This is a genomic window from Streptomyces sp. NPDC006296 (assembly GCF_040613235.1).
Taxonomy (GTDB): domain Bacteria; phylum Actinomycetota; class Actinomycetes; order Streptomycetales; family Streptomycetaceae; genus Streptomyces.
Genome location: NZ_JBEXRT010000004.1, coordinates 203,411 through 222,506, shown reverse-complemented (window position 1 = coordinate 222,506; position 19,096 = coordinate 203,411). Strand labels below are relative to the sequence as shown.

19 protein-coding genes are annotated in these 19,096 nt (G+C 74.3%); 12 read left to right on the top strand and 7 right to left on the bottom strand.

Translation table 11 applies throughout. From position 1 onward, the window contains the following. Positions 1-6: 6 nt before the first annotated feature. The 3 genes from ABZ172_RS04725 (at position 7) to ABZ172_RS04715 (ending at position 2,448) form a co-directional block, all read left to right on the top strand. Positions 7-603: a PadR family transcriptional regulator gene (locus tag ABZ172_RS04725; protein WP_356880188.1), complete on the top strand. Its 597-nt coding sequence runs from the start codon at positions 7-9 to the stop codon at positions 601-603. Between the two features lie 278 nt (positions 604-881). After that, positions 882-1,346: a Clp protease N-terminal domain-containing protein gene (locus ABZ172_RS04720; protein WP_356880185.1), complete on the top strand. Its 465-nt coding sequence runs from the start codon at positions 882-884 to the stop codon at positions 1,344-1,346. 67 nt (positions 1,347-1,413) lie between these two features. Beyond that, positions 1,414-2,448, top strand: coding sequence for an EamA family transporter (locus tag ABZ172_RS04715; RefSeq protein WP_356880183.1), 1,035 nt, complete (start codon positions 1,414-1,416; stop codon positions 2,446-2,448). A gap of 41 nt (positions 2,449-2,489) precedes the next feature. Here ABZ172_RS04715 and ABZ172_RS04710 read toward each other — a convergent pair whose 3' ends face one another. After that, the gene (locus ABZ172_RS04710; protein ID WP_356880181.1) at positions 2,490-3,218 is read right to left on the bottom strand and encodes a pyridoxamine 5'-phosphate oxidase family protein; all 729 of its coding nucleotides are present in this window, start codon (positions 3,216-3,218) and stop codon (positions 2,490-2,492) included. A gap of 35 nt (positions 3,219-3,253) precedes the next feature. Between ABZ172_RS04710 and ABZ172_RS04705 the strand changes: the two genes are divergently transcribed. Both ABZ172_RS04705 and ABZ172_RS04700 read left to right on the top strand, forming a co-directional pair. Beyond that, positions 3,254-4,585 carry an aminotransferase class I/II-fold pyridoxal phosphate-dependent enzyme gene (locus tag ABZ172_RS04705; protein ID WP_356880179.1) on the top strand — a complete coding sequence of 444 codons (1,332 nt, stop codon included), beginning with the start codon at positions 3,254-3,256 and terminating at the stop codon, positions 4,583-4,585. 104 nt (positions 4,586-4,689) lie between these two features. After that, entirely contained in the window at positions 4,690-5,643 is a 954-nt protein-coding gene (locus tag ABZ172_RS04700; RefSeq protein WP_356880177.1) for a LysR family transcriptional regulator, read from the top strand. On the opposite strand, the gene ABZ172_RS04695 is transcribed toward ABZ172_RS04700, so the two are convergent. Together ABZ172_RS04695 and ABZ172_RS04690 are read right to left on the bottom strand one after the other, a co-directional pair. Then, positions 5,630-6,070, bottom strand: coding sequence for a Rieske (2Fe-2S) protein (locus ABZ172_RS04695; protein ID WP_356880175.1), 441 nt, complete (start codon positions 6,068-6,070; stop codon positions 5,630-5,632). The two genes, ABZ172_RS04700 and ABZ172_RS04695, sit on opposite strands and share 14 nt — an antisense overlap. A 484-nt stretch (positions 6,071-6,554) precedes the next feature. Beyond that, positions 6,555-7,130: a TerD family protein gene (locus ABZ172_RS04690; protein WP_356880173.1), complete on the bottom strand. Its 576-nt coding sequence runs from the start codon at positions 7,128-7,130 to the stop codon at positions 6,555-6,557. A 159-nt stretch (positions 7,131-7,289) separates the two neighbouring features. Between ABZ172_RS04690 and ABZ172_RS04685 the strand changes: the two genes are divergently transcribed. Together ABZ172_RS04685 and ABZ172_RS04680 are read left to right on the top strand one after the other, a co-directional pair. Further along, positions 7,290-7,727 carry a sec-independent translocase gene (locus ABZ172_RS04685; protein ID WP_356880171.1) on the top strand — a complete coding sequence of 146 codons (438 nt, stop codon included), beginning with the start codon at positions 7,290-7,292 and terminating at the stop codon, positions 7,725-7,727. Between the two features lie 194 nt (positions 7,728-7,921). Continuing rightward, on the top strand, positions 7,922-8,152 hold the full coding sequence (locus ABZ172_RS04680) for a hypothetical protein (RefSeq protein ID WP_356880168.1): 231 nt from the start codon (positions 7,922-7,924) through the stop codon (positions 8,150-8,152). 19 nt (positions 8,153-8,171) lie between these two features. Here ABZ172_RS04680 and tatA read toward each other — a convergent pair whose 3' ends face one another. Further along, positions 8,172-8,429 carry a Sec-independent protein translocase subunit TatA gene (tatA, locus tag ABZ172_RS04675; protein ID WP_356880166.1) on the bottom strand — a complete coding sequence of 86 codons (258 nt, stop codon included), beginning with the start codon at positions 8,427-8,429 and terminating at the stop codon, positions 8,172-8,174. 148 nt (positions 8,430-8,577) lie between these two features. Here tatA and ABZ172_RS04670 point away from each other — a divergent pair, with 148 nt between their 5' ends. Continuing rightward, entirely contained in the window at positions 8,578-10,116 is a 1,539-nt protein-coding gene (locus ABZ172_RS04670; protein WP_356880164.1) for an LCP family protein, read from the top strand. 246 nt (positions 10,117-10,362) lie between these two features. On the opposite strand, the gene mgtA is transcribed toward ABZ172_RS04670, so the two are convergent. Together mgtA and ABZ172_RS04660 are read right to left on the bottom strand one after the other, a co-directional pair. Next, complete coding sequence (gene mgtA, locus ABZ172_RS04665; protein ID WP_356880162.1) at positions 10,363-13,014, bottom strand: magnesium-translocating P-type ATPase; 2,652 nt, start codon at positions 13,012-13,014, stop codon at positions 10,363-10,365. Further along, the gene (locus tag ABZ172_RS04660; RefSeq protein ID WP_356880160.1) at positions 12,998-13,351 is read right to left on the bottom strand and encodes a metalloregulator ArsR/SmtB family transcription factor; all 354 of its coding nucleotides are present in this window, start codon (positions 13,349-13,351) and stop codon (positions 12,998-13,000) included. The genes mgtA and ABZ172_RS04660 overlap by 17 nt, the downstream gene beginning before the upstream one ends. A 440-nt stretch (positions 13,352-13,791) precedes the next feature. On the opposite strand from ABZ172_RS04660, the gene ABZ172_RS04655 reads away from it, so the two are divergent. The 4 genes from ABZ172_RS04655 (at position 13,792) to ABZ172_RS04640 (ending at position 18,219) form a co-directional block, all read left to right on the top strand. After that, positions 13,792-14,298, top strand: coding sequence for a sigma factor (locus ABZ172_RS04655; RefSeq protein ID WP_356880158.1), 507 nt, complete (start codon positions 13,792-13,794; stop codon positions 14,296-14,298). Then, positions 14,295-15,464: a zf-HC2 domain-containing protein gene (locus ABZ172_RS04650; RefSeq protein WP_356880156.1), complete on the top strand. Its 1,170-nt coding sequence runs from the start codon at positions 14,295-14,297 to the stop codon at positions 15,462-15,464. Before ABZ172_RS04655 ends, ABZ172_RS04650 begins: the two co-directional genes overlap by 4 nt. A gap of 740 nt (positions 15,465-16,204) precedes the next feature. After that, positions 16,205-16,870, top strand: coding sequence for a response regulator transcription factor (locus ABZ172_RS04645; protein WP_356880154.1), 666 nt, complete (start codon positions 16,205-16,207; stop codon positions 16,868-16,870). Next, entirely contained in the window at positions 16,867-18,219 is a 1,353-nt protein-coding gene (locus ABZ172_RS04640; protein WP_356880152.1) for a HAMP domain-containing sensor histidine kinase, read from the top strand. The genes ABZ172_RS04645 and ABZ172_RS04640 overlap by 4 nt, the downstream gene beginning before the upstream one ends. Here ABZ172_RS04640 and ABZ172_RS04635 read toward each other — a convergent pair. After that, positions 18,200-19,018, bottom strand: a complete 819-nt coding sequence (locus ABZ172_RS04635; protein ID WP_356880150.1) for a hypothetical protein — start codon at positions 19,016-19,018, stop codon at positions 18,200-18,202. The genes ABZ172_RS04640 and ABZ172_RS04635 overlap by 20 nt on opposite strands. Positions 19,019-19,096 lie beyond the last annotated feature (78 nt).

Below are 19,096 nucleotides of genomic sequence, written 5' to 3'. Positions count from 1 at the left end.
CGCGTCATGCGTTCACATGGAAACGACCACGGATGCGGACCCGGGCGCCGAGGCGCCGGCAGGGGAGAATTCGAAGGCGGCCGCGCCGCGTTCGGACCGTTCGGACCGCCCTTCGGCGGCGGGCCCTTCGGTGGCGGGCGCGGGCGGGGAGGGGGCCGGGGAAGGGCGCGGCGCGGTGATGTGCGCGCGTCGATCCTCGCGCTGCTCACGGACCGCTCGATGCACGGCTACGAGATGATCCAGGAGATCGGCGAGCGCAGCGGCGGGGCGTGGAAGCCCAGCCCCGGCTCGGTGTACCCCACCCTCCAGCTGCTGGAGGACGAGGGCCTGATCACCAGTGCCAGCGAGGGGGGCAAGAAGCTCTTCACCCTCACCGACCTCGGGCGGAGCGAGGCCGAGTCCGGCCCGGACGCCCCCTGGGAGGAAGCGGGCCGCGGCGTCGACTGGGAGGGCGTGAACGAGATCCGGCAGGCCGGATTCGGTCTGATGGAGGCGTTCGGCCAGGTCTGGAAGACCGGCTCGGCCGACCAGCGGCAGAAGGCGCTCACGGTGATCAACGACGCCCGCAAGAAGCTGTACCTGATCCTCGCCGACGAGGACTGAGCCGTGCGGTGCGCACAGCCGGAGAAGGGCCCTCTCGTGGGGCCCTTCTTCCGTCCGGCGCGGGGGCGGCGACCGCGGTCCGTGACGGCTGTTCTCATCCGCAGGGATGAGGCGGCCCCCTCCCGCCCCCGACTTCTGCGGGAGGACGGATGGGCCGCTCCGGGGATGTTTCCGTCCCCGGTGGGTGATGTGGTGGAGATGTGCACATCCGGACGTCAGGAATTCCCGAGCAGGCCCCGCCGAACCACCCGTGGGCCGGTGCCGCGCTGAGTCCGGTGATGACCGTCGTGGTGACCGGTGCCCGCAGGCGGGCGGTGCGGGACGGCGACCGGCACGTCGACACCGCGCACCTCCTGCACGCGCTCGTCGAGTCCGACCCCGCGGTCCGCGAGGTCTTCGACGGCGGTCCGCAGCTGGCCCGGGTGCTGGGATACCTCGTGCAGCGCAGCATCGGGTACGGCCTGCGCTGGCAGCGTACCCAGGAGGACTCGGGCGGGTTCCCGGCGGTGCGGGCGCCCGCGGGGGAGGGGTGGTCCCCCTCGGCGGCCTCGGCGATGGACCGGGCCGCCCGGAGCGCGCTCCGGCGCGGGGAGCTCCAGGCCGACGGTCTCGACCTGCTCGCGGCGCTGGCCGCGGATCCGCGGTGCCGCGCGGTCGAGGTGCTGGACCGGGCCGGGGTCGACGCCGGGCCGCTGGGCGCGCGCGCCGCGGACCGGCGGGCCGCGCCGGACCCGCTGGGGTGATCATGAACACGCGCACGACAGGTGTGACAGGGATGACGCTGCTGACGCCTGCTGCCATGATGTGCCGATGCACGCGTCTCAGGGGAGAAGTGCCGGTCTGGGCCTGGCCCTTGCCTCGGCCTTCGCATTCGGTGGTTCAGGGGTCGCGGCCAAGCCGCTGATCGAGGCGGGCCTGGATCCGTTGCACGTGGTGTGGCTGCGGGTGACCGGTGCCGCTCTCGTGATGCTGCCGGTCGCCTGGCGGCACCGGAGCCTGGTGCGGGAGAGGCCGGTGCTGCTGGCCGGCTTCGGTCTCTTCGCCGTCGCGGGTGTCCAGGCCTTCTACTTCGCCTCGATCTCGCGCATCCCGGTCGGTGTCGCCCTCCTGATCGAGTACCTGGCGCCCGCACTGGTCCTCGGCTGGGTGCGCTTCGTGCAGCGGCGGCCCGTCACCCGGGCCGCCGCCGTCGGCGTGGTCCTCGCGGTCGGCGGGCTCGCCTGCGTCGTCGAGGTGTGGGCCGGGCTGCGCTTCGACGCGGTCGGGCTGCTGCTCGCGCTCGGTGCCGCGTGCTGCCAGGTGGGCTACTTCGTCCTGTCGGACCAGGGCGCCGGTCACGGGGACACGGCGGACACCGGGCCCCCGCACCCCGTGGGGGTGATCGCGTACGGGCTGCTGGTGGGCGCGGCCGTGCTCACCGCGGTGGCCCGCCCCTGGGTCATGGACTGGGCGGTCCTCGGCGGGAGCGCCGGCATGAACGGGCACGACGTGCCCGCGTGGCTGTTGCTCGGCTGGATCGTGCTGATGGCGACGGTGCTGGCCTACGCGACCGGTGTGGTGTCGGTGCGTCTGCTCTCGCCGCAGGTCGCCGGTGTCGTCGCCTGTCTGGAGGCGGTCGTCGCGACGGTGCTCGCCTGGGTGCTCCTGGGCGAGCACCTCTCCGCGCCCCAGCTGGCCGGCGGCGGGGTCGTGCTGATCGGTGCCTTCATCGCGCAGTCGTCCGCCCCCAGGCCCGCGTCGGGGCCGGTGGCCTCGGGCCCTGGGGTGGCCGCGGTGGGTGCGGCCGACTCCCGGGAGCCCGCGGGTGCCGGGGGTGACCGGTCGGGGCCTCCGGCCGCGCCGTAGGGTCCCGGTCCTGCCGGTCGTCCCCTCCTCCTCCCTCTGGATCAGGGAGCGGCGGGCGCGGCCCCGTCGCGGAGGGCGGTGAGGTACTCCGGCACCGGGACGGCGGGGTCCAGGTCCTCGGACGGCAGGGGTGCCCCGTAGGTCCGCGCGACGGGGACCACGCCCGCCCAGTGCGGCAGGGCCAGGTCCTCCGGGTCGTCGTTCGGGCCGCCCGTGCGGATCTTGGCGGAGACCTCGTCGAGGTCCAGGCGGATCACCGCGGTCGCGGCGAGCTCCTTGGCGTCCGCCGGGCGCGAGTCCGCGGACCTGCCCGCCACCACCTGGTCGACGATGGCGTCGAGCGCGACGCGCCGCTCCTGCGGATCGGTCACCGCCCGGGCGGTGCCGTGCACCACGACGGAGCGGTAGTTGATCGAGTGGTGGAAGGCGGACCGGGCCAGCACCAGGCCGTCCACGTGCGTCACGGTCAGGCAGACGGCGAGGCCCGGGTCCGTCGCGCCGGCGGTGCGCAGCGGACGCGATCCGGTCGAGCCGTGGACGTACAGCCGGTCGCCGATCCGGCCGAACAGGGTGGGCAGGACGACCGGTGCGCCGTCGCGGACGAAACCGAGGTGGCACAGGTAGGCCGCGTCGAGTATCCCGTGCACCGTCTCCCTGTCGTACGAGGCGCGCTCCCTGGCGCGGGTCGGGACCGTGCGCTCCGTCGGCTCGTAGGCGGTGGCCCCGGGAAGCCCGGTGCGGTCGGGCGTGTCCGTGTCCGTGTCCGGCATTGCGTTCTCCATTGCGCTAGTGCATAATCCTGTTTGTGCTAGGAGAGTATCGGATCATCGGGCGGCGCGCATCGGAGATCGCTGCGAGTGTGGAGCGCGGGGTCGGTTCGGGCGATCTCGCGCCCGGTCATGTGCTGCCGCCCATGCGGGAGTTGGCGGCCACGCTGGGTGTCAATCCCCATACGGTGGCCGCCGCGTACCGGTCCCTGCGCGATCGCGGGGTGATCGAGACGGCGGGGCGGCGGGGGAGCCGGGTGCGGCCGCGTCCGGCGAGCACGGCACGCGGGTCGCTCCGGGTGGAGGCCCCGGCGGGCGTGCGCGACCTGGGGGACGGCAATCCCGACACCGCCCTCCTCCCCGCTCTCGGCGAGGCCCTGGCGGGGGCCGCGGCGGCGTACGGCCGGCGGCCCCGCCTGTACGGCGACGAGACGGTCGACCCCCGCCTCGCGGAGATCGCGCGGGCGGAGCTGGACGCCGACGGCGTGCCCGGCGGGCCGGTGGCCGTCACCTCCGGGTCGCTCGACGCCATCGAGCGGGTGCTCGCCGCCCACCTCAAGCCGGGGGACGCGGTGGCCGTCGAGGACCCGGGGTGGGGGGCCCTGCTGGACCTCGTCCCGGCCCTCGGCATGCGCGTCGTCCCGGTGGCGCTGGACGAGGAGGGCCCGCTGCCCGGAGAGGTGGAACGGGCCCTGCGGGCCGGGGCCAGGGCCTTCGTCGTCACCGGCCGGGCGCAGAACCCGACCGGTGCGTCGGTGGGGAGCGGTCGGGCCGGGGAGCTGCGGTCCGTCCTCGCGGAGCACCCCGGGGTGCTGCTGATCGAGGACGACCACGGCCACGCCATCGTCGACCTGCCGGTCCATCCCCTCGCCGGGGTGACGGACCGCTGGGCCTTCGTGCGGTCCGTGTCCAAGGCGTACGGGCCCGATCTGCGGCTCGCCGTGCTCACCGGGGACGCGCTGACCGTGGACCGGGTGACGGGGCGTCAGCAGCTGGGCCCCGGCTGGGTCAGCGGACTGCTCCAGCGGACCGTCGCGCACCTGTGGGCGACGGGCGCCGTCGACACGCCGGCCGTCGCCCGTTCCTACGGGGAGCGCCGGGACGCCCTCGTCCGGGCCTTGGCGGAGCGGGGTACCGAGGCGTACGGGCGGACCGGGATGAACGTGTGGGTGCCCGTGGGCGACGAGACCGGTGCCGTCGCCAGACTGCTGCACGCCGGCTGGGCGGTGGCCCCCGGAGCGCGCTTCCGGATCGCCTCGCCGCAGGGGGTGCGGCTGACCGTCTCGACGCTGTCCGCCGCGGACATCGAGCCCCTGGCGGACGCGGTCGCGGCGGCGGTGGCACCGGTCCGCCCCGGCGGACAGGGCTGACCGGGCCGGTGCGAACCGCCTCCGACCGTGTGCGGCGGGGTGCACGGCCGAGGTGCCGGAGCGAACGCGGGAGGCGGCCGACCGGGTGTCGTAGCATCGCTCACGTGTTGAATCTGGAGCGCCTGCGGACGCTCGACGCCCTCGCCCGGCACGGTTCGGTGGTCGGAGCGGCCGAAGGGCTCCGCGTCACCACCTCGGCCGTCTCCCAGCAGTTGGCCAAGCTGGAACGCGAGGTGGGGCAGCGGCTCCTGGCCAGGAACGGGCGGGGGATCCGCCTCACCGACGCCGGCCGGCTGCTCGCCGACCACGCGGCGACGATCCTCTCGCAGGTGGAGTTCGCCCGGTCCGACATCGAGGCCCAGCGCGGCCAGGTGGTGGGCGAGGTGCGGCTGGCCGCCTTCCCGACGGCCGCGCGCGGCCTGTTCCCCGCAGCCCTCACCACGCTGCGCTCGGAGCACCCCGGTCTCGGGCTGCGTACGACGGAGCTGGAGCCGGAGGACGGGATCAGGGCGCTGCTCCGGGGTGACGTCGACCTCGCCGTGGTGCTCGACTGGAGCAACAAGCGCCTGCCGCTCCCCGCGGGACTGGCCAGGACCGAACTCCTGGACGACGCAACGGACATCGCCATGCCGGCGGATCACGTGCTGGCGGACCGGACCGAGGTCGGCCTGGAGGACTTCGCCGACGACGACTGGGTGTCCTGGCCGGAGGGCGAGTTCTGCCACGACTGGCTGACCTTCACCCTGCGCTCCCAGGGGATCGAGCCCCGGATCGCCCATCTGGCCGGCGAACACCACACCCGACTCGCCCTCATCGCAGCCGGGTTCGGTGTCTGCGTGGCGCCCCGGCTGGGGCGCGGGCCGGTCCCGGACGGGGTGCGCCTGGTGCCCGTCCGGGAGCCGATGCGACGCCATGTCCACGCGATGTGGCGCGTGGACGCGGACCGGCGGCCGTCGATCAGGGCGGCTGTGGAGGCCTTGCGCGCCGCGGGCCGGCCGTTCCGCACCCCGGCCCGGGAGCCTCGCACCCCGCCGGTCCGCCCCCTCACACCAGGGTGATGGACCCGCCCTCCACCCGGATCTTCTTCTCCGGCAGCGGTCGGGGCGCCGGGCCACCGGTCACCTCGCCGGTCGCCGCGTCGAACGTGCTGTTGTGGCACGGGCAGGTGATGACGCCCCCGGAGACGCCCTTCACCGCACAGCCCTGATGGGTGCACTTCGAGGAGAACGCCTTGAACTCACCGGGCTTCGGCTGGGTCACCACGACCTCCTGGTCGGCGAAGACCACTCCTCCGCCCTCCGGGACGTCGGAGGTCGCGGTGAGGGGCGCGCCGTCACCCTGCCCGGCCGGTTCGGTCGAACCGGAACCGCCGGCGTCCTCCGCCCCGGCCCCGCACGCGGTGAGAGCGACGGCCAGCCCCGCCGCACCCGCCGTGACGACGGTGCGCCGCCCGAGGCGGATCTGGCTCTCCTGTGATGCGCTCATACCGGCATTCCCTTCGTCGGGTGACAGGACGTCAGGTGGAAGGATCTCATCCATGCCCATGCACACGCGCCGCCCCCTGTACGGACGCGGGGCTGATCCTTCGCGCCGGCCGGGCCGGACCGTGAGCCGGGTGGCGGGCATCGCCGGACCGGGCGGGCCCCGGTGCGGTCTCTCCGCCGAGTCCGCCGCGGGCGCCGCCGGGATCGCCGCGCCGACCACCGAGCCCGCCGCGCGGCGCCGGAGAGGCCGACGGGTCCGCCCGCTGACCGGGCCCGCCGGTGCGACCGGCGCGTGCGTCCACCCTGCGTGCGCCCGCGTCGGGCACCGTGCGTCCGAGCCACCCGGCACCCGGCACCCGGCGCGTCCACGCCCGCGTCCGGCTACCCGGTGCCTCTGGCCGCCGGCGCGTCCCGTGGCCGGAAACGCCGGAGGCGGGCCCGGGGGAGTGCCCCGGGCCCGCCTCTGCCGCTGTCCGTGCCCTACGTCAGATGTTGACGCCGAAGTCCGCGGCGATGCCCGCCAGGCCGGAGGCGTACCCCTGGCCCACCGCGCGGAACTTCCACTCGCTGCCGTGGCGGTAGAGCTCGCCGAAGACCATCGCGGTCTCGGTCGAGGCGTCCTCGCTCAGGTCGTAGCGGGCCAGCTCGTTGTTGTCGGAGCGGTTGACCACGCGGATGAAGGCGTTGCGCACCTGGCCGAAGCTCTGGCCGCGCGCCGACGCGTCGTGGATGGACACCGGGAAGACGATCTTCGCGACCTCGGCGGGCACCGACGCCAGCTCCACGTTGATGGACTCGTCGTCGCCCTCGCCCTCACCGGTGAGGTTGTCGCCGGTGTGCTGGACCGAACCGTCCGGGCTGTTCAGGTTGTTGTAGAAGACGAAGTGCTGGTCCGAGACCACCTTGCCGGCCTCGGTGCACAGCAGGGCGCTGGCGTCGAGGTCGTGATCGGCGCCGGTCGTGGTGCGCACGTCCCAGCCGAGTCCGACCGTCACGGCGGTGAGGCCGGGGGCCTCCTTGCTGAGCGATACGTTTCCGCCCTTGGCCAGGCTGACTCCCACGAGAGTTCCTCCATTGTGTCGCTGTGGTTGGCGTCGTCATCGGGTCCAACGCCTGACGTCCACTTATGGTTCCATGATTGCGCAACTTCGTAACTGTGGATCTCCCCGTGCCGTGCCCCCTGGCGCCGGGCGGACCCCGGCGGCCCGGAAGGTGGCGGCGTGTTCTCCGATGTGGGTGTGCTGGAACTGGCCACGCTGGTGGTCCTCGCCCTCGTCCTGTACGGGCCGGACAAGCTGCCCGAGGCGATCAGGACCGTGTCCGCGGTGGTGCGGAAGTTCCGGGAGTTCTCGGAGAACGCGAAGCAGGAGGTCCGTGACGGGCTGGGGCCGGAGTTCGAGGACTTCGAGTTCGAGGACCTGAACCCCCGGACCTTCGTGCGCAAGCACGTCCTGGACGGTGACGGCGCGGGGCTGGAAGAGATCCGGAAAGCGCTGGATCCGCGGCCCGAGCTGGACGAGGCCGTGGGCGCCCTGCGCCGCGCGGCCGAGGGTGGAACGGCCCCCGGCTCCCGGTCCGGGGCGGACGCGGTCTCCCTGGTCAAGGGTGAGGACGGTCCGGCGGCCGGGCGCCCGCCCGTGGACCCCGACGCCACCTGATCCCCGGGGCCTCCGCGCCGCCCTCGGAGCGGCGAGGGTGCCGGCACCGGGAGGCTTCCGGAACGAATCGCGCACGCCCCGGGAGTGGGAGGGTGCTCGAACCGGCGGGCGGGGTGCGGGACTCCGGGGCCGTCACACCCGGGTGACCGACTTCACGATAGTTCACGATGTGCGCAACTATTAAAGTGTGATGCATGACGGGAGACGGTATGACGATGTGGGAGGTCGCAGTGCTCGACGGAGGGCCCGCTGACGGGCTGCGGGTGAGGGTCGCCGACCGGCCCGGGGTGGTCCAGGTGACCTGCCCCTGCGAGATGGACGAGCCGTCGTCGGGGGTGCGGGTCGACGCGCTCTACCTCTACCGCCGCGAGGCGCGGGTCCGGGACGGGTCGCTGCGCTACGGCTTCGACGCGGCCAGTCCCTGACACGTCCGCGGGGGTGGGTTCAGGAGACTCGTACGCCGTCCTCCGGCCCGGCCGGGTGGGCGACCGGTGCGGGCCTGGGGGTGAGCGGCTCGGCGGGTGCGGGCCCGGTGCCGGGTGTCGCGCCGTCCTCCTTCATGGCCTTCGTCTCGCTCTTGAGGATCCGCAGCGACTGACCCAGTGCGCGTGCGGAGTCCGGCAGCTTCTTCGAGCCGAAGAGCATGATGACCACGATCGCCAGGATCAGTAGGTGCCAGGGTTCCAGTCCGTTGCGGAGCATGTCCACCCCGTCCTCTCTCTCGCTGTTGCCGGTGCGCGCACCCGGTGGTGCGAAGCACACTTCAAAGATTGCTAGATTGCGCAACTGTACAAGTCCGGGGTGGGTCCAGTCGTCCCCTCGCCGGATCCGGACGAACGAGGGTGCGCAGATGACAGGAAGTCACCGGGCGGCGGCGACCGCCCGCCGGAGTGCCAGGGCCGATGCCCCGGGCCGGCGGCCCGGGCGCACCCGGATACGGATCCTCCTCGCCGCGGCGCTGTCGCTGCTGGTGCTCGTGACGGCCGGTGCGGGCTGGGTGTACCTCAAGCTCAACGGCGGTATCGACACCTTCGGTGCCGACGGGATCTCCGACGACCGGCCGGCCGCCGCCTCGGGCGGCCAGAACGTCCTGGTCATCGGTTCGGACGCCAGGACCGGCGGGAACAGCGAACTGGGCGGCGGGGACAGCAACGACATCGGCCGCTCCGACACCGCGTTCCTGCTGCACGTCTACGCCGACCGCCGGCACGCGGTCGCGGTGTCCATCCCCCGCGACACCCTGCTCGACATCCCGCCGTGCAAGCTGCCCGACGGCAGCTGGACCGGGACCAGGCGCCAGGCCATGTTCAACGAGGCCTACACCGTGGGCAGTACGGCCGAGGGCAATCCCGCCTGCACCCAGAACACCGTCGAGCACCTCACCGGTCTGCGCGTGGACCACACCGTGGTCGTCGACTTCAAGGGCTTCTCGGCGCTGACGGACGTCGTCGGCGGTGTCGAGGTCTGCGTGCCGCAGGACATCTACCAGCAGGATCTGAACCCGGGCCGCGCCACCCGGGGGAAGCGGCTCTTCGCCCAGGGGGTGCAGAACGTCTCCGGTCAGCAGGCCCTGGACTACGTGCGCATCCGGCACGGCATCGGTGACGGTTCCGACATAGGGCGCATCAAGCGGCAGCAGGCCTTCGTGGGCAGCCTGATCAAGAAGGTGAAGAGCGACGGGCTCACCCCCACGAAACTCCTGCCGCTCGCCGACGCGGCGACCACGTCGATGACCGTCGACCCCGGCCTCGGTTCGGCCGACAAACTGGTCTCCTTCGCGATGTCGCTGAAGGACATCGACCTGGAGGACACCAGGTTCGTCACTCTCCCCTGGCGCTACGAGGGCGCCCGCGTCGCGATCGTCGAGCCGGACGCCGGGGCGCTGTGGGCGGCGCTGAAGGCCGACCGCACCCTCGACGGCCAGGACGCGGGCTCCGGCGGCGGCGACGCGAAGGACGACGCCTCCCCGGACACGGGATCGCCGAAGGACACCGACGCGCAGGTCCCCGCCGAGGACATCTCCGCCACCGTCCACAACGGCACCGCGGTCACCGGACTCGCCGCGCGTGCGGCGGCCGCCCTGGAGGCCGCGGGCGTCACCGTCACCGGCACGGCGACGGCGAGCAGCCAGGACCACCTCACCACCGTGATCGAGTACGGCTCGGGCCGGAAGGCGGAGGCGCGGACGCTCGCCCGGCTCCTCGGCACCGGTGAGCTCCGCCCCGCCGACGGCGGCGGTCTGGACGTCGTACTCGGGCAGTCCTACGCCGACCGGGCGCCCGGATCCGGTGCGACCGCGGCCCCGGTCCCCTCGGAGGTGCCGGCCGAGGTCGCCGACGGCGCGCGCACCGCGGACGAGGACCTGTGCGCGGCCCTGTCCTACGGCTGATCCGGATCGGGCTGGTGCGGGGGCCAGGTCCCGGACCGGGTGATGCGGACCCGGTCCCGGACCGGGTGCCCGAGGGGCCTGGCGCCGTATGCGGGCACCCGCCGGTCCTGGCGCCGTACACCGATGCCCAAGCTCCCGCCGGTCGCGGCGCCGCACGGCCCGCTCCCCGGAACGGGCCTGAGACGCCGGGGCGCCGGGTGTGAGGGGGGGGCGAGGCGGGTGCGGTCCGGTGCCGTCCGGTCCGTCCTAACGCCCCGTGCCCGACCTGTCGTGCCGGGACCGGGCGACCACCAGGGCGACGGTGTACAGGGCGAGGACCGTGGCCAGCAGCGGGTAGTACAGGGCGGGCAGCGCGGTCATGCCCAGCATCGGTCCGAGCGGTGAGAGCGGCAGCAGGATACCGATGACGGCCAGGCCGGCGGCGGCCCAGCGGACCGGGCTCGTGGCGCCCTCGGCGGTGCGGCGGCCGGTGCGCAGCAGCAGCATCACCAGTGCCTGGGTGAGCAGGTTCTCGGTGAACCATCCGGAGTGGAAGGCGGCCTGGCCGGAGCCGGCCGCGTCGTGCAGGGCGAGCGCGAGGACACCGAAGGTCGCCAGGTCGGCGGCGGCCCCCAGCAGCCCGAAGCCGGTGATGAAGCGGAGGAAGCGGCGGGGCTGGAGCACCGTCGGCGCGCGGAGTGCGGCGGGGCGCAGCCGCTCGAAGGCGAAGGCGAGCTGAGCGGCGTCGAAGCACAGGTTCTGGACCAGGATCTGCGCCGGCAGCATCGGGAGGAACGGCAGCATCAGGCCGGTCGCGAGCATCGCGATGACGTTGCCGAGGTTGGAGGAGAGCGTGATGCGCAGGTAGGTCGCGATGTTGACGCTGCTGTGCCGTCCGGAGGTGATGGCGTGGGCGATGGCCGTGAGGTCCTTGTCCGCCAGGACCACGTCGGCGCTCTCCCGGGCGACGTCCACCGCGCCGCGCGGACAGATGCCGACGTCGGCCGAGTGGAGTGCGGGCAGGTCGTTGACGCCGTCGCCGAGGAAGCCGGTGGTGTGCCCGTCGTCGCGCAGCACGGAGATGATCCGGGCCTTGTGCTCGGGAGCGCAGCGCGCGAAGACGGTGGTGCGGCGGGCGAGCACCGCGAGCTCGCCGTCCGTCAGGCCGTCGACGGTGTCGGCGGCGAGGACGGTGCCGGGATCGAGCCCGAGGTCCCGGCAGGCGCGGGCCGCGGTGCCCGGGTGGTCGCCGGTGAGGATCTTGACGGTGACACCCCGGTCGGCGAGGACCTCCAGGGCGTCCGCCGCGGTCGGGGCGAGGGCGTCGCGCAGGGCGACGAAGCCGATCAGGGTCAGGCCGCGTTCGTCGGCCGGGGTGTAGGCGCGGTTGCGCGCGTGCCGCTCGGCGGTGGCCACGGCGAGGACGCGCAGTCCGCTCGCCGCTTCCGCGGCGGCCAGCGCGAGGAGCCGGGCCCGCTCGTCCTCGTCGAGCGCGCAGCGCTCGACGACGTCCTCCGGGGACCCCTTGACGACCAGGGTGTGGACCCCGGGCCGGCCGGGGCGGCGCACGACCGCGGTGGAGAGGCGCCGCACCGGATCGAAGGGCAGCGCGGCCACACCCTCGTACTCCGGCGGTTCGTCCCCCTCGACGGCGTCCAGGACCGCCTCGTCCAGGGCGTCCGGGACCGGAAGGTCGGCGAGCTGGAGCGTCCACCAGGCGTTGACGCCGGCCCAGCGCAGCACCTCGGGGTCCGGACGGCCCCGCACGTCCAGCGCGTGGTGCACGACCGGCCGGTCCTGGGTGAGGGTGCCCGTCTTGTCGAGGCACAGCACGTCGACCGCGCCGAGATCGTGCAGTGCGGGGAGCCGTCTGACGATGACGCGGTGGTCGCGGGCCAGGAGGGACGCCCCGCGGGCCAGGGCGGTGGTGACGATCACCGGCAGCATCTCGGGGGTGAGCCCGACGGCGACCGCCACCGCGAACGGCAGCGTCTCGAACCCCCTGCCGCGCAGTGCCGCGTTGGCCATGAGCACGAGGGGCGGGGTCAGCAGCATGAAGCGGATGAGGACCCAGGAGATCCCGTGCACCGACCGGTCGAAGGCACTGGGCACGCGCCGGCCGGGGCCGCTCCGGGTGGCGGCGAACCGGGTGTCCGGTCCGGTCGCGACGACCACGGCCGTGCCGCTGCCCGTCGCCACGCTGCTGCCCTGGAAGCACAGCTGCGGCCGGTCGAACAGACCGCCGCGCGGCTCCGGCGCGTCGACGGCGTACTTGGCCACCGGAGCCGACTCGCCCGTCAGCGGCGCCTGGTGCACCGAGAGGCCGCTCGCGCGCAGGAGCCGCACATCGGCGGGGACCAGGTCGCCGGGGCCGAGGCGGATCACGTCGCCCGGCACCAGCTCGTCGACCGGGATCTCCCGTGACCGGGGTGCCGCGTCCCGGGCCGGGCGCCGCAGCACGGTCGCCGTGGTCGCCACCAGCTTCCGGAGCGCGGCCACGGACCGGTCGGCCCGGCGTTCACCGCCGGCGCGCAGGGCGCAGCTGAGGACCACCAGGGAGAGGATGACGCTCGCGGTGCCCCAGGCCGCCACGGTGGCCGACACCAGTCCGAGGCAGAGCAGGACCGCGGTGAAGGGGTCCCGCAGGCTCCCGGCGAGGCGGCGCGGCCAGGAGGCGGTGCTCCAGGAGGGCACCGTGTTCCCGCCGGAGCGGGCGAGGCGCTCGGCGGCCTCCGCCTCGACGAGCCCGCGGGGCCCGCTGTCCAGCTGCCGCAGTACCTGGAGCGAGGTGAGCTCGGGCCAGGGCGCGGGCGCGCCGTCCGGTGGGAGGTCCGGGCCCGCGGGCCGCTGGGCCCACCGCTCCCCGGGACCCGCGGAACCGGTACCGCAGACCGCTGCGGTCTCAGGCACCGAGGTCACGGAGGCGGGGGACCGAGGTGTGGGAGGCCCGGTCGGTCAGCTGGCCGATCATGAGCCGCACCACCGTCACCACGTCGGCGTCGTCGACGAAGTAGACCTGCCGCCGCCCCTCCCGCCGGGAGCGTACGAGACCGGCGAGCTTCAGCTTCGTCAGGTGCTGGCTGACCGCGGGCAGGGCTCCGCCCACGCGCTGGGCGAGCCCGCTCACATCGCTCTCGCCCTCCGCCAGGGCCCACACGATGTGCAGGCGCGGCGGCGAGGCCAGCAGTCCGAACGCCGCAGCCGCGTCCGCCAGCACCTCGGCGGGCGGATCGTCGGAGCCCCCTGCTGCCACCATCGTTCTCCCGTCCGGCGTGGGGCCGTGCGGTCGGGCCCGAAGGTTCCCAGTGTAGGGGCCCGCGCGGCACCCGGATCCGCAGCTCGGAGGGACCGCCGGGGCCCTCCCGCACGCGCCCGCTCCCCTCGGCCCGCTCCGCGGGCGGGGACCGGTCCGGGTCCCCGGCGGCCGGCCGGCGCCGCACCGGTGCGTGCACGGAAGGCTGACCTTCGGCACCGGACCCAGGAAATTTACCGTTCATCAACTAGCCTGCTAGGCATCGCCGTTGCAATCGGGCGGCATCCGGGCGTCATCCGGTCACGCGTGCCGCCCGGATCCCGGCGGGCGCGGAGGGCGGCGAGGTGGGAAGCGGAACGCAGTGTGTGCAAGGACCCGCCGCTGTCACCTGGTACGTCGGTAGGGTGGCGGAAGCAGTACGCAGAGTAAGAAGAGGGAGGGTCATGACCGTTGCATCAGACGAGGTCGTGCAATGGGAGCGCAGGACCCACATCCGCATCGTCCGCGGCGAGGCCGCCGCTCTCGGTGAGCTCTACGACCGGCACGCGGCGCTCGTCCACGCCGTGGCGGCACGGCTGGTCGGTGAGGAGAAGGCGGTCCAGGAGGTCGTGACCGCCGTGTTCGTCAGCCTCTGGCAGCATCCGGAGGCCTACGACCCGGCGCGCTACCGGCTGAAGACCTGGCTGGCGATGACGACGTGCGACTGCGTCGCCGGACGCGCGGGCAGAGGCGGCGCGAAGCCGTCGGCCCCGGTCGAGGTGGACGACTCGCTCGCCACCATGAGTTCCCGCACCCGGGCGACGCTCCATCTCGCCCACGCCGAGAACAAGGACTACCGCCAAGCGGCCACAGAGCTGGGCATCACCCATGAGGAAGTGCTCTGCCAGCTCAGGCAGACCCTGCGCTCGGTGGCCGATGCCGCCGACGGTGCCGGAAGGGACGGACGATGAACAGTCCTGCCGACGAACACGCCCAGGTCCAGAGAATGCTGGGTGCCTGGGCCCTGCAGGCATGCTCGGCCGAAGAGGCCGCACAGCTCGACAAGCACCTCTCCGTCTGCCCCGAGTGCTCCGACGAGGCCGAGCGGCTGCGCGGTGCCGTCGGTCTGCTGCACCCGCACCTCGACCTCGACCTCGCCCCGACCCTGCGCGCCGAGGTGCTCGGCGCCTGCCTGAGCGCCAGGCAGCCGGAGGTGTCGGTGCCCGACTACGCGCAGCCCTACGACGCGGAGACGGCGCGACTGGACACCCTCCTGGCCGACCTGAGCAGCCAGGAATGGAAGGCGCCGGTCCAGCTGGAGTGGTTCGAGGGGGAGAACAGCGCCACCCGTGACACGTCCGTGAACGGTGTCCTCGGTCACCTCCTCGCGGTCGACGGCACGGTGGCGAAGACGCTGGGGCTCCCCGACCCGATGCTGCCGCCCGCCGACGGCACGAACGACCCGCTGGCCCGCACCGAGGCGCTGTGGGAACAGATGGACGCGTCGGCGAAGCAGCCGGAGCCGTCGGGGTCCGACGACGCGGACCCGGGCACCGGCGACCCGGCCGGCTCGATCCGGCAGACGTGGCGGGACCAGACCTACGAGCTGATCCGCACCGTCTCCTTCGGCAACGCCGGCGTGGCCGACATGGGCGTGCCCTACGGCGAGGCGGTCCTGCCGCTGCGCCTGGCCATGCTCGACCGGGCCTTCGAGACCTGGATCCACGCCACGGACATCGCCGACGCGGTGGACTACCCCTACATGCCGCCGGTACCGGACCACCTGCGCACCCTCATCTCGGTGGCCGTCGAGATGCTCCCGGCGATCCTCGCCGCCCGTCGCCAGGCGGGTCTCGCCTCGCCGCCGCTGCCCGTCACCCAGCCGGGCGCGCAGGGACGGAGCCTGCGGCTGCAGATCGAGGGCGAGAGCGGAGGCGACTGGTACCTGCCGCTCGACGGCGCCGAGGGGCCGGCCGGACCCGAGAACTGCGTCAGCCACGTGGTGCTGGAGGAAGTCGAGTTCTGCCGGCTCGCGGCCGGGCACCTGCCGCCGCGCAAGGTGGCCGCCGCGCACCAGGGCGATCAGAAGGCGGTCCTGGAACTCCTCTACGCCATGGCCTCCATGAGCCGCATCTGACCCTCGGCGTTCGAGCGAACCGGGTCGGCCGCATCAGCGGCCGGCCCGGTCCGTCTTCCGGCGCACGGGGTCCCCACCGGTCCGGGCGGCCCGCACTCCGCGCCCCCCGGCGCCTCCGCCGGCCCGGCTCGCGGCTGCTGGGCTCGACTCCCCGGCGCGGTGCGGTGGGGCGCCCGCCCCCCGGCCGGGAGCGCGCCGTGGCCCGCGTCACCGTGCGCACCGGCTGTCCCCGTGCGGGGGCGTAGGGGGCTACGACCTCCGGCCGTCCCGTTCGCCGGCCCCGTGACCGCGAGGGGGGAGGCGTACGGCGGGCGCCGGCGATCCGTACCCTTCCCGGGCACCGGGAGCGCCGCCGGGTGTGTGGGCCGGGACGGACCGCGGCCGGTGCTTCCCTGGTGCACCGCGCTCCTCGTCCCTATCGCCCCTCGATCGTCTACAGTGCAGTAGACCGTCTACGTGTCTGTAGTCGGCCGGTCGTCTCCGACCGCCCCTGCCGCATCCAGTGAGAGGCAGTCCGCCGATGGCCGTGACCGACCCCGCCGCGACTCCGCGCGTGGCGGAACTCCCCGATGGCCGGGTGCTGCCGACGGCCTGCGCCGCCCCGGGCGCCGCGGCGGTGTTCCTCCCGCCGTGGCCGTCCTCGTGGCCCTCCCGGTGACCGCCACCGCCGGGCGGCACGCGGTCACCCCCGCGGCACCCCCGCTCCGCCCGGGTGCCGCGGGTCCGCGGAGGACGGCGCGGTGACAGGGCGCCGCGTCCTTGTGGTCGAGGACGACCACGCGCTGCGCGACGTGCTCCTGCGCGGCCTGCGGGACGAGGGCTTCGACGTGGTGCCGGCCCGGGACGGAGCGGGCGCCCTGCGCCTGGCGGCCGAGGGGTTCGACGCGGTCGTCCTGGACGTCGGGCTGCCGGACGCGGACGGCCGGGACGTCTGCCAGGCGCTGCGGGCCAACGGCTGTGCCGTCCCCGTCGTCTTCCTCACCGCCCACCACACGATCACCGACCGGCTCACCGGCTTCTCCGCGGGCGGCGACGACTACCTGGCCAAGCCCTTCCACCTCGCCGAACTCGCCGCCCGCCTGCGGGTGACCCTGCGGCGCGCGGGCCCGCAGGCTCCGGCCGTGGCGGGAGACCTGGTGCTCGACCCGGTGCGCTTCACCTGCACCGTCGCCGGACGGCCCGTCGGCCTCACCCCCACGGAATTCCGGCTGCTGGCAGCACTCGCGGCCTCGGCCGGGAGCCTCGTACGGCGCCGGGAACTGGTCCGGGCCGGCTGGCCCGAAGGGGCACAGGTCACCGACAACACGCTCGACCAGTACCTGAGCCGCCTGCGCCGCAAACTCCGCACGGCGGGCAGCACCCTGACGGTCACGACGAGCCGCGGAACGGGCCACCGGCTCTCATGAGCGTCCTCCGGCGCCTGCCCCGCCCCCGCACCCTGCGGGGGCGGCTCGCCCTGGTCGCCGTCACCACCGCGACGCTCCTGGTGCTCGCCCTGACCGTGGCCTTCGACGGTCTCGTCAGCCGGCGGCTGCAGCAGCAGGCCGACGACCACCTGCACACCCGGGCCGCCACCGTGGCCGCGACCGTGGACACCACGGGCCCCGCGGCCCGTGTGGTGGAGGTCCCGCACGACGACCTGCTCGACGCCGATGTGTGGATCTACGCCGGGTCCCGTCGGATCGAGGCACCTCCCGGCGCCGCAGGGGGGCCACTGACCGCCGCCGACGCCCTCGCCGCCGGCGGCGGTCGCCGCTGCCTCACCCGGGAGGGCGAGAAACCGGTACGGCTGTGCACCCGGCCCGTCCCCGGCCGCGGGGACACCCCGGCCACCGTGGTCACCGCACTCGACCTCACCCCCTACCGCCGCTCCGTGGACACCGTCCTGTACGCGTCCCTCGCCCTGGACGCGGCGATGCTCGCCTGCACCTACGTCCTGACCCGCCTCGCGGTGGGCCGCGCGCTGCGTCCCGTCCAGGACATGACCGACCAGGCGACGACATGGAGCGTGCAGGCCGCCGACGACCGCTTCGGCCACCGCACGCGTCCGGCCGAACTCGCCCGGCTGGGCGCCTCGCTGGACGCCCTGCTGGACCGCATCCGGGCCGGACTGCGCCACGAGCAGCAGCTGACCAGGGAGCTGTCCCACGAACTCCGCAACCCGCTCGCCCGGATCATCGCCGAACTCGACTGGTGGCACGGCCGGCCGCGTACCGTCGCCGAGACGGAGCTCGTCCGTGCCGCCGTCGCCGACGCCGCGCAGTCGATGCGGACGATCTGCGACACGCTGCTGGACGACGCGCGCGGCACCGCCGCCGCGCTCCCCGGCACCGCGGAGGTGGTGCCCGCACTGCTCCGCCTCGTGGCGCGCTGTCCCGATCCCGGCCTGATCGACCTCGTGGCCACGGACCGGGGGGTGACGGCGGGGGTGCCGGCCGGCCTGCTCGAACGGACGGTGGGTCCGCTGCTCGACAACGCCCTGCGCCACGCGCGCTCCCGCGTCCGGATCGCGGCCCACGGGCGGAACGGGAGCGTGGTCATCGAGGTGACCGACGACGGCCCGGGCGTACCCCCGTCCTTCGTCCCCGACCTGTTCCGTCCGGGGCGGCGCGCAGACCCGGACGACGGGCACGACGGAGCCGGTCTGGGGCTGCCCCTCGCACGGCGCCTCGCCCGTTCGGCCGACGGGGACGTGCGCCACGACCCACGGGCCGGCTCCGGGGCCCGCTTCGTCGTCACGCTTCCGGCCGGATGACCTCCCCCCGCTCCGGGGCATCGCGCCGCGACACGGCCAGGAACACCACCAGGGCGAGGATCACCAGGAGGAACAGCGCACTCGTGACCACCGTGCCGAGGCCCAGTCCGCCCTCGCCGGCCGGCTGCGACAGGTAGTCGCCGATCGACGCGCCCAGGGGCCGGGTGAGGACGTAGACCGTCCAGAAGCTCAGCACCGCGCTCAGCCCCATGGCGCGGTGCGCCACGGCGACCACCGCGATCACCAGGCCGAACAGCAGCGCCGCCACCCGGTAGCCCAGGGCGAGCTGTTCGGCGACCAGGTCACCGACGGCCGTTCCCAGCGCGAAGGTGAGCAGCACCGCGGCCCAGTAGAACGCCTCGCGGCGCACCGAGTCCACGCGGTGGATGGACAGCGTCCCCTCGGTCGTGAACCAGAGGCCGAATGCGACCGCCAGCGCCACCGCGAACACGGCGGTCGTGGTCTGCAGCGGAACCCCCAGGTTGTCCGTGAGGTTGTCGGTGATCAGCGTGCCCACGATGCTGACCAGCACGACGACCAGCCAGTAGAGGCCGGGCCGGTAGGCGACGGCGCCCAGCTGCGCGGCCAGGGCCACGACCAGGAGGGCGCCCATCACCAGGGAGGTGCCGGTCAGCCCCATGCCCAACCGGCCGTCGAGGAAGTCCGCCGCGGTCTCGCCGACCGTGGTGCACAGCACTTTGATCACCCAGAAGAAGGCGGTGATCTCGGGGACCTTGTTCCAGCGTGTCCGGCCCGTGCCGCCTTCGGTGGCGGGGGACCGCTCTGTCTCGTACGTCATGCCGGGGGACGTTGCCAGCTCCCACCTGTACACATCCTGAACGCGTGCGGTGCCCACCCGGCCGCCGTCCGCGTCCGG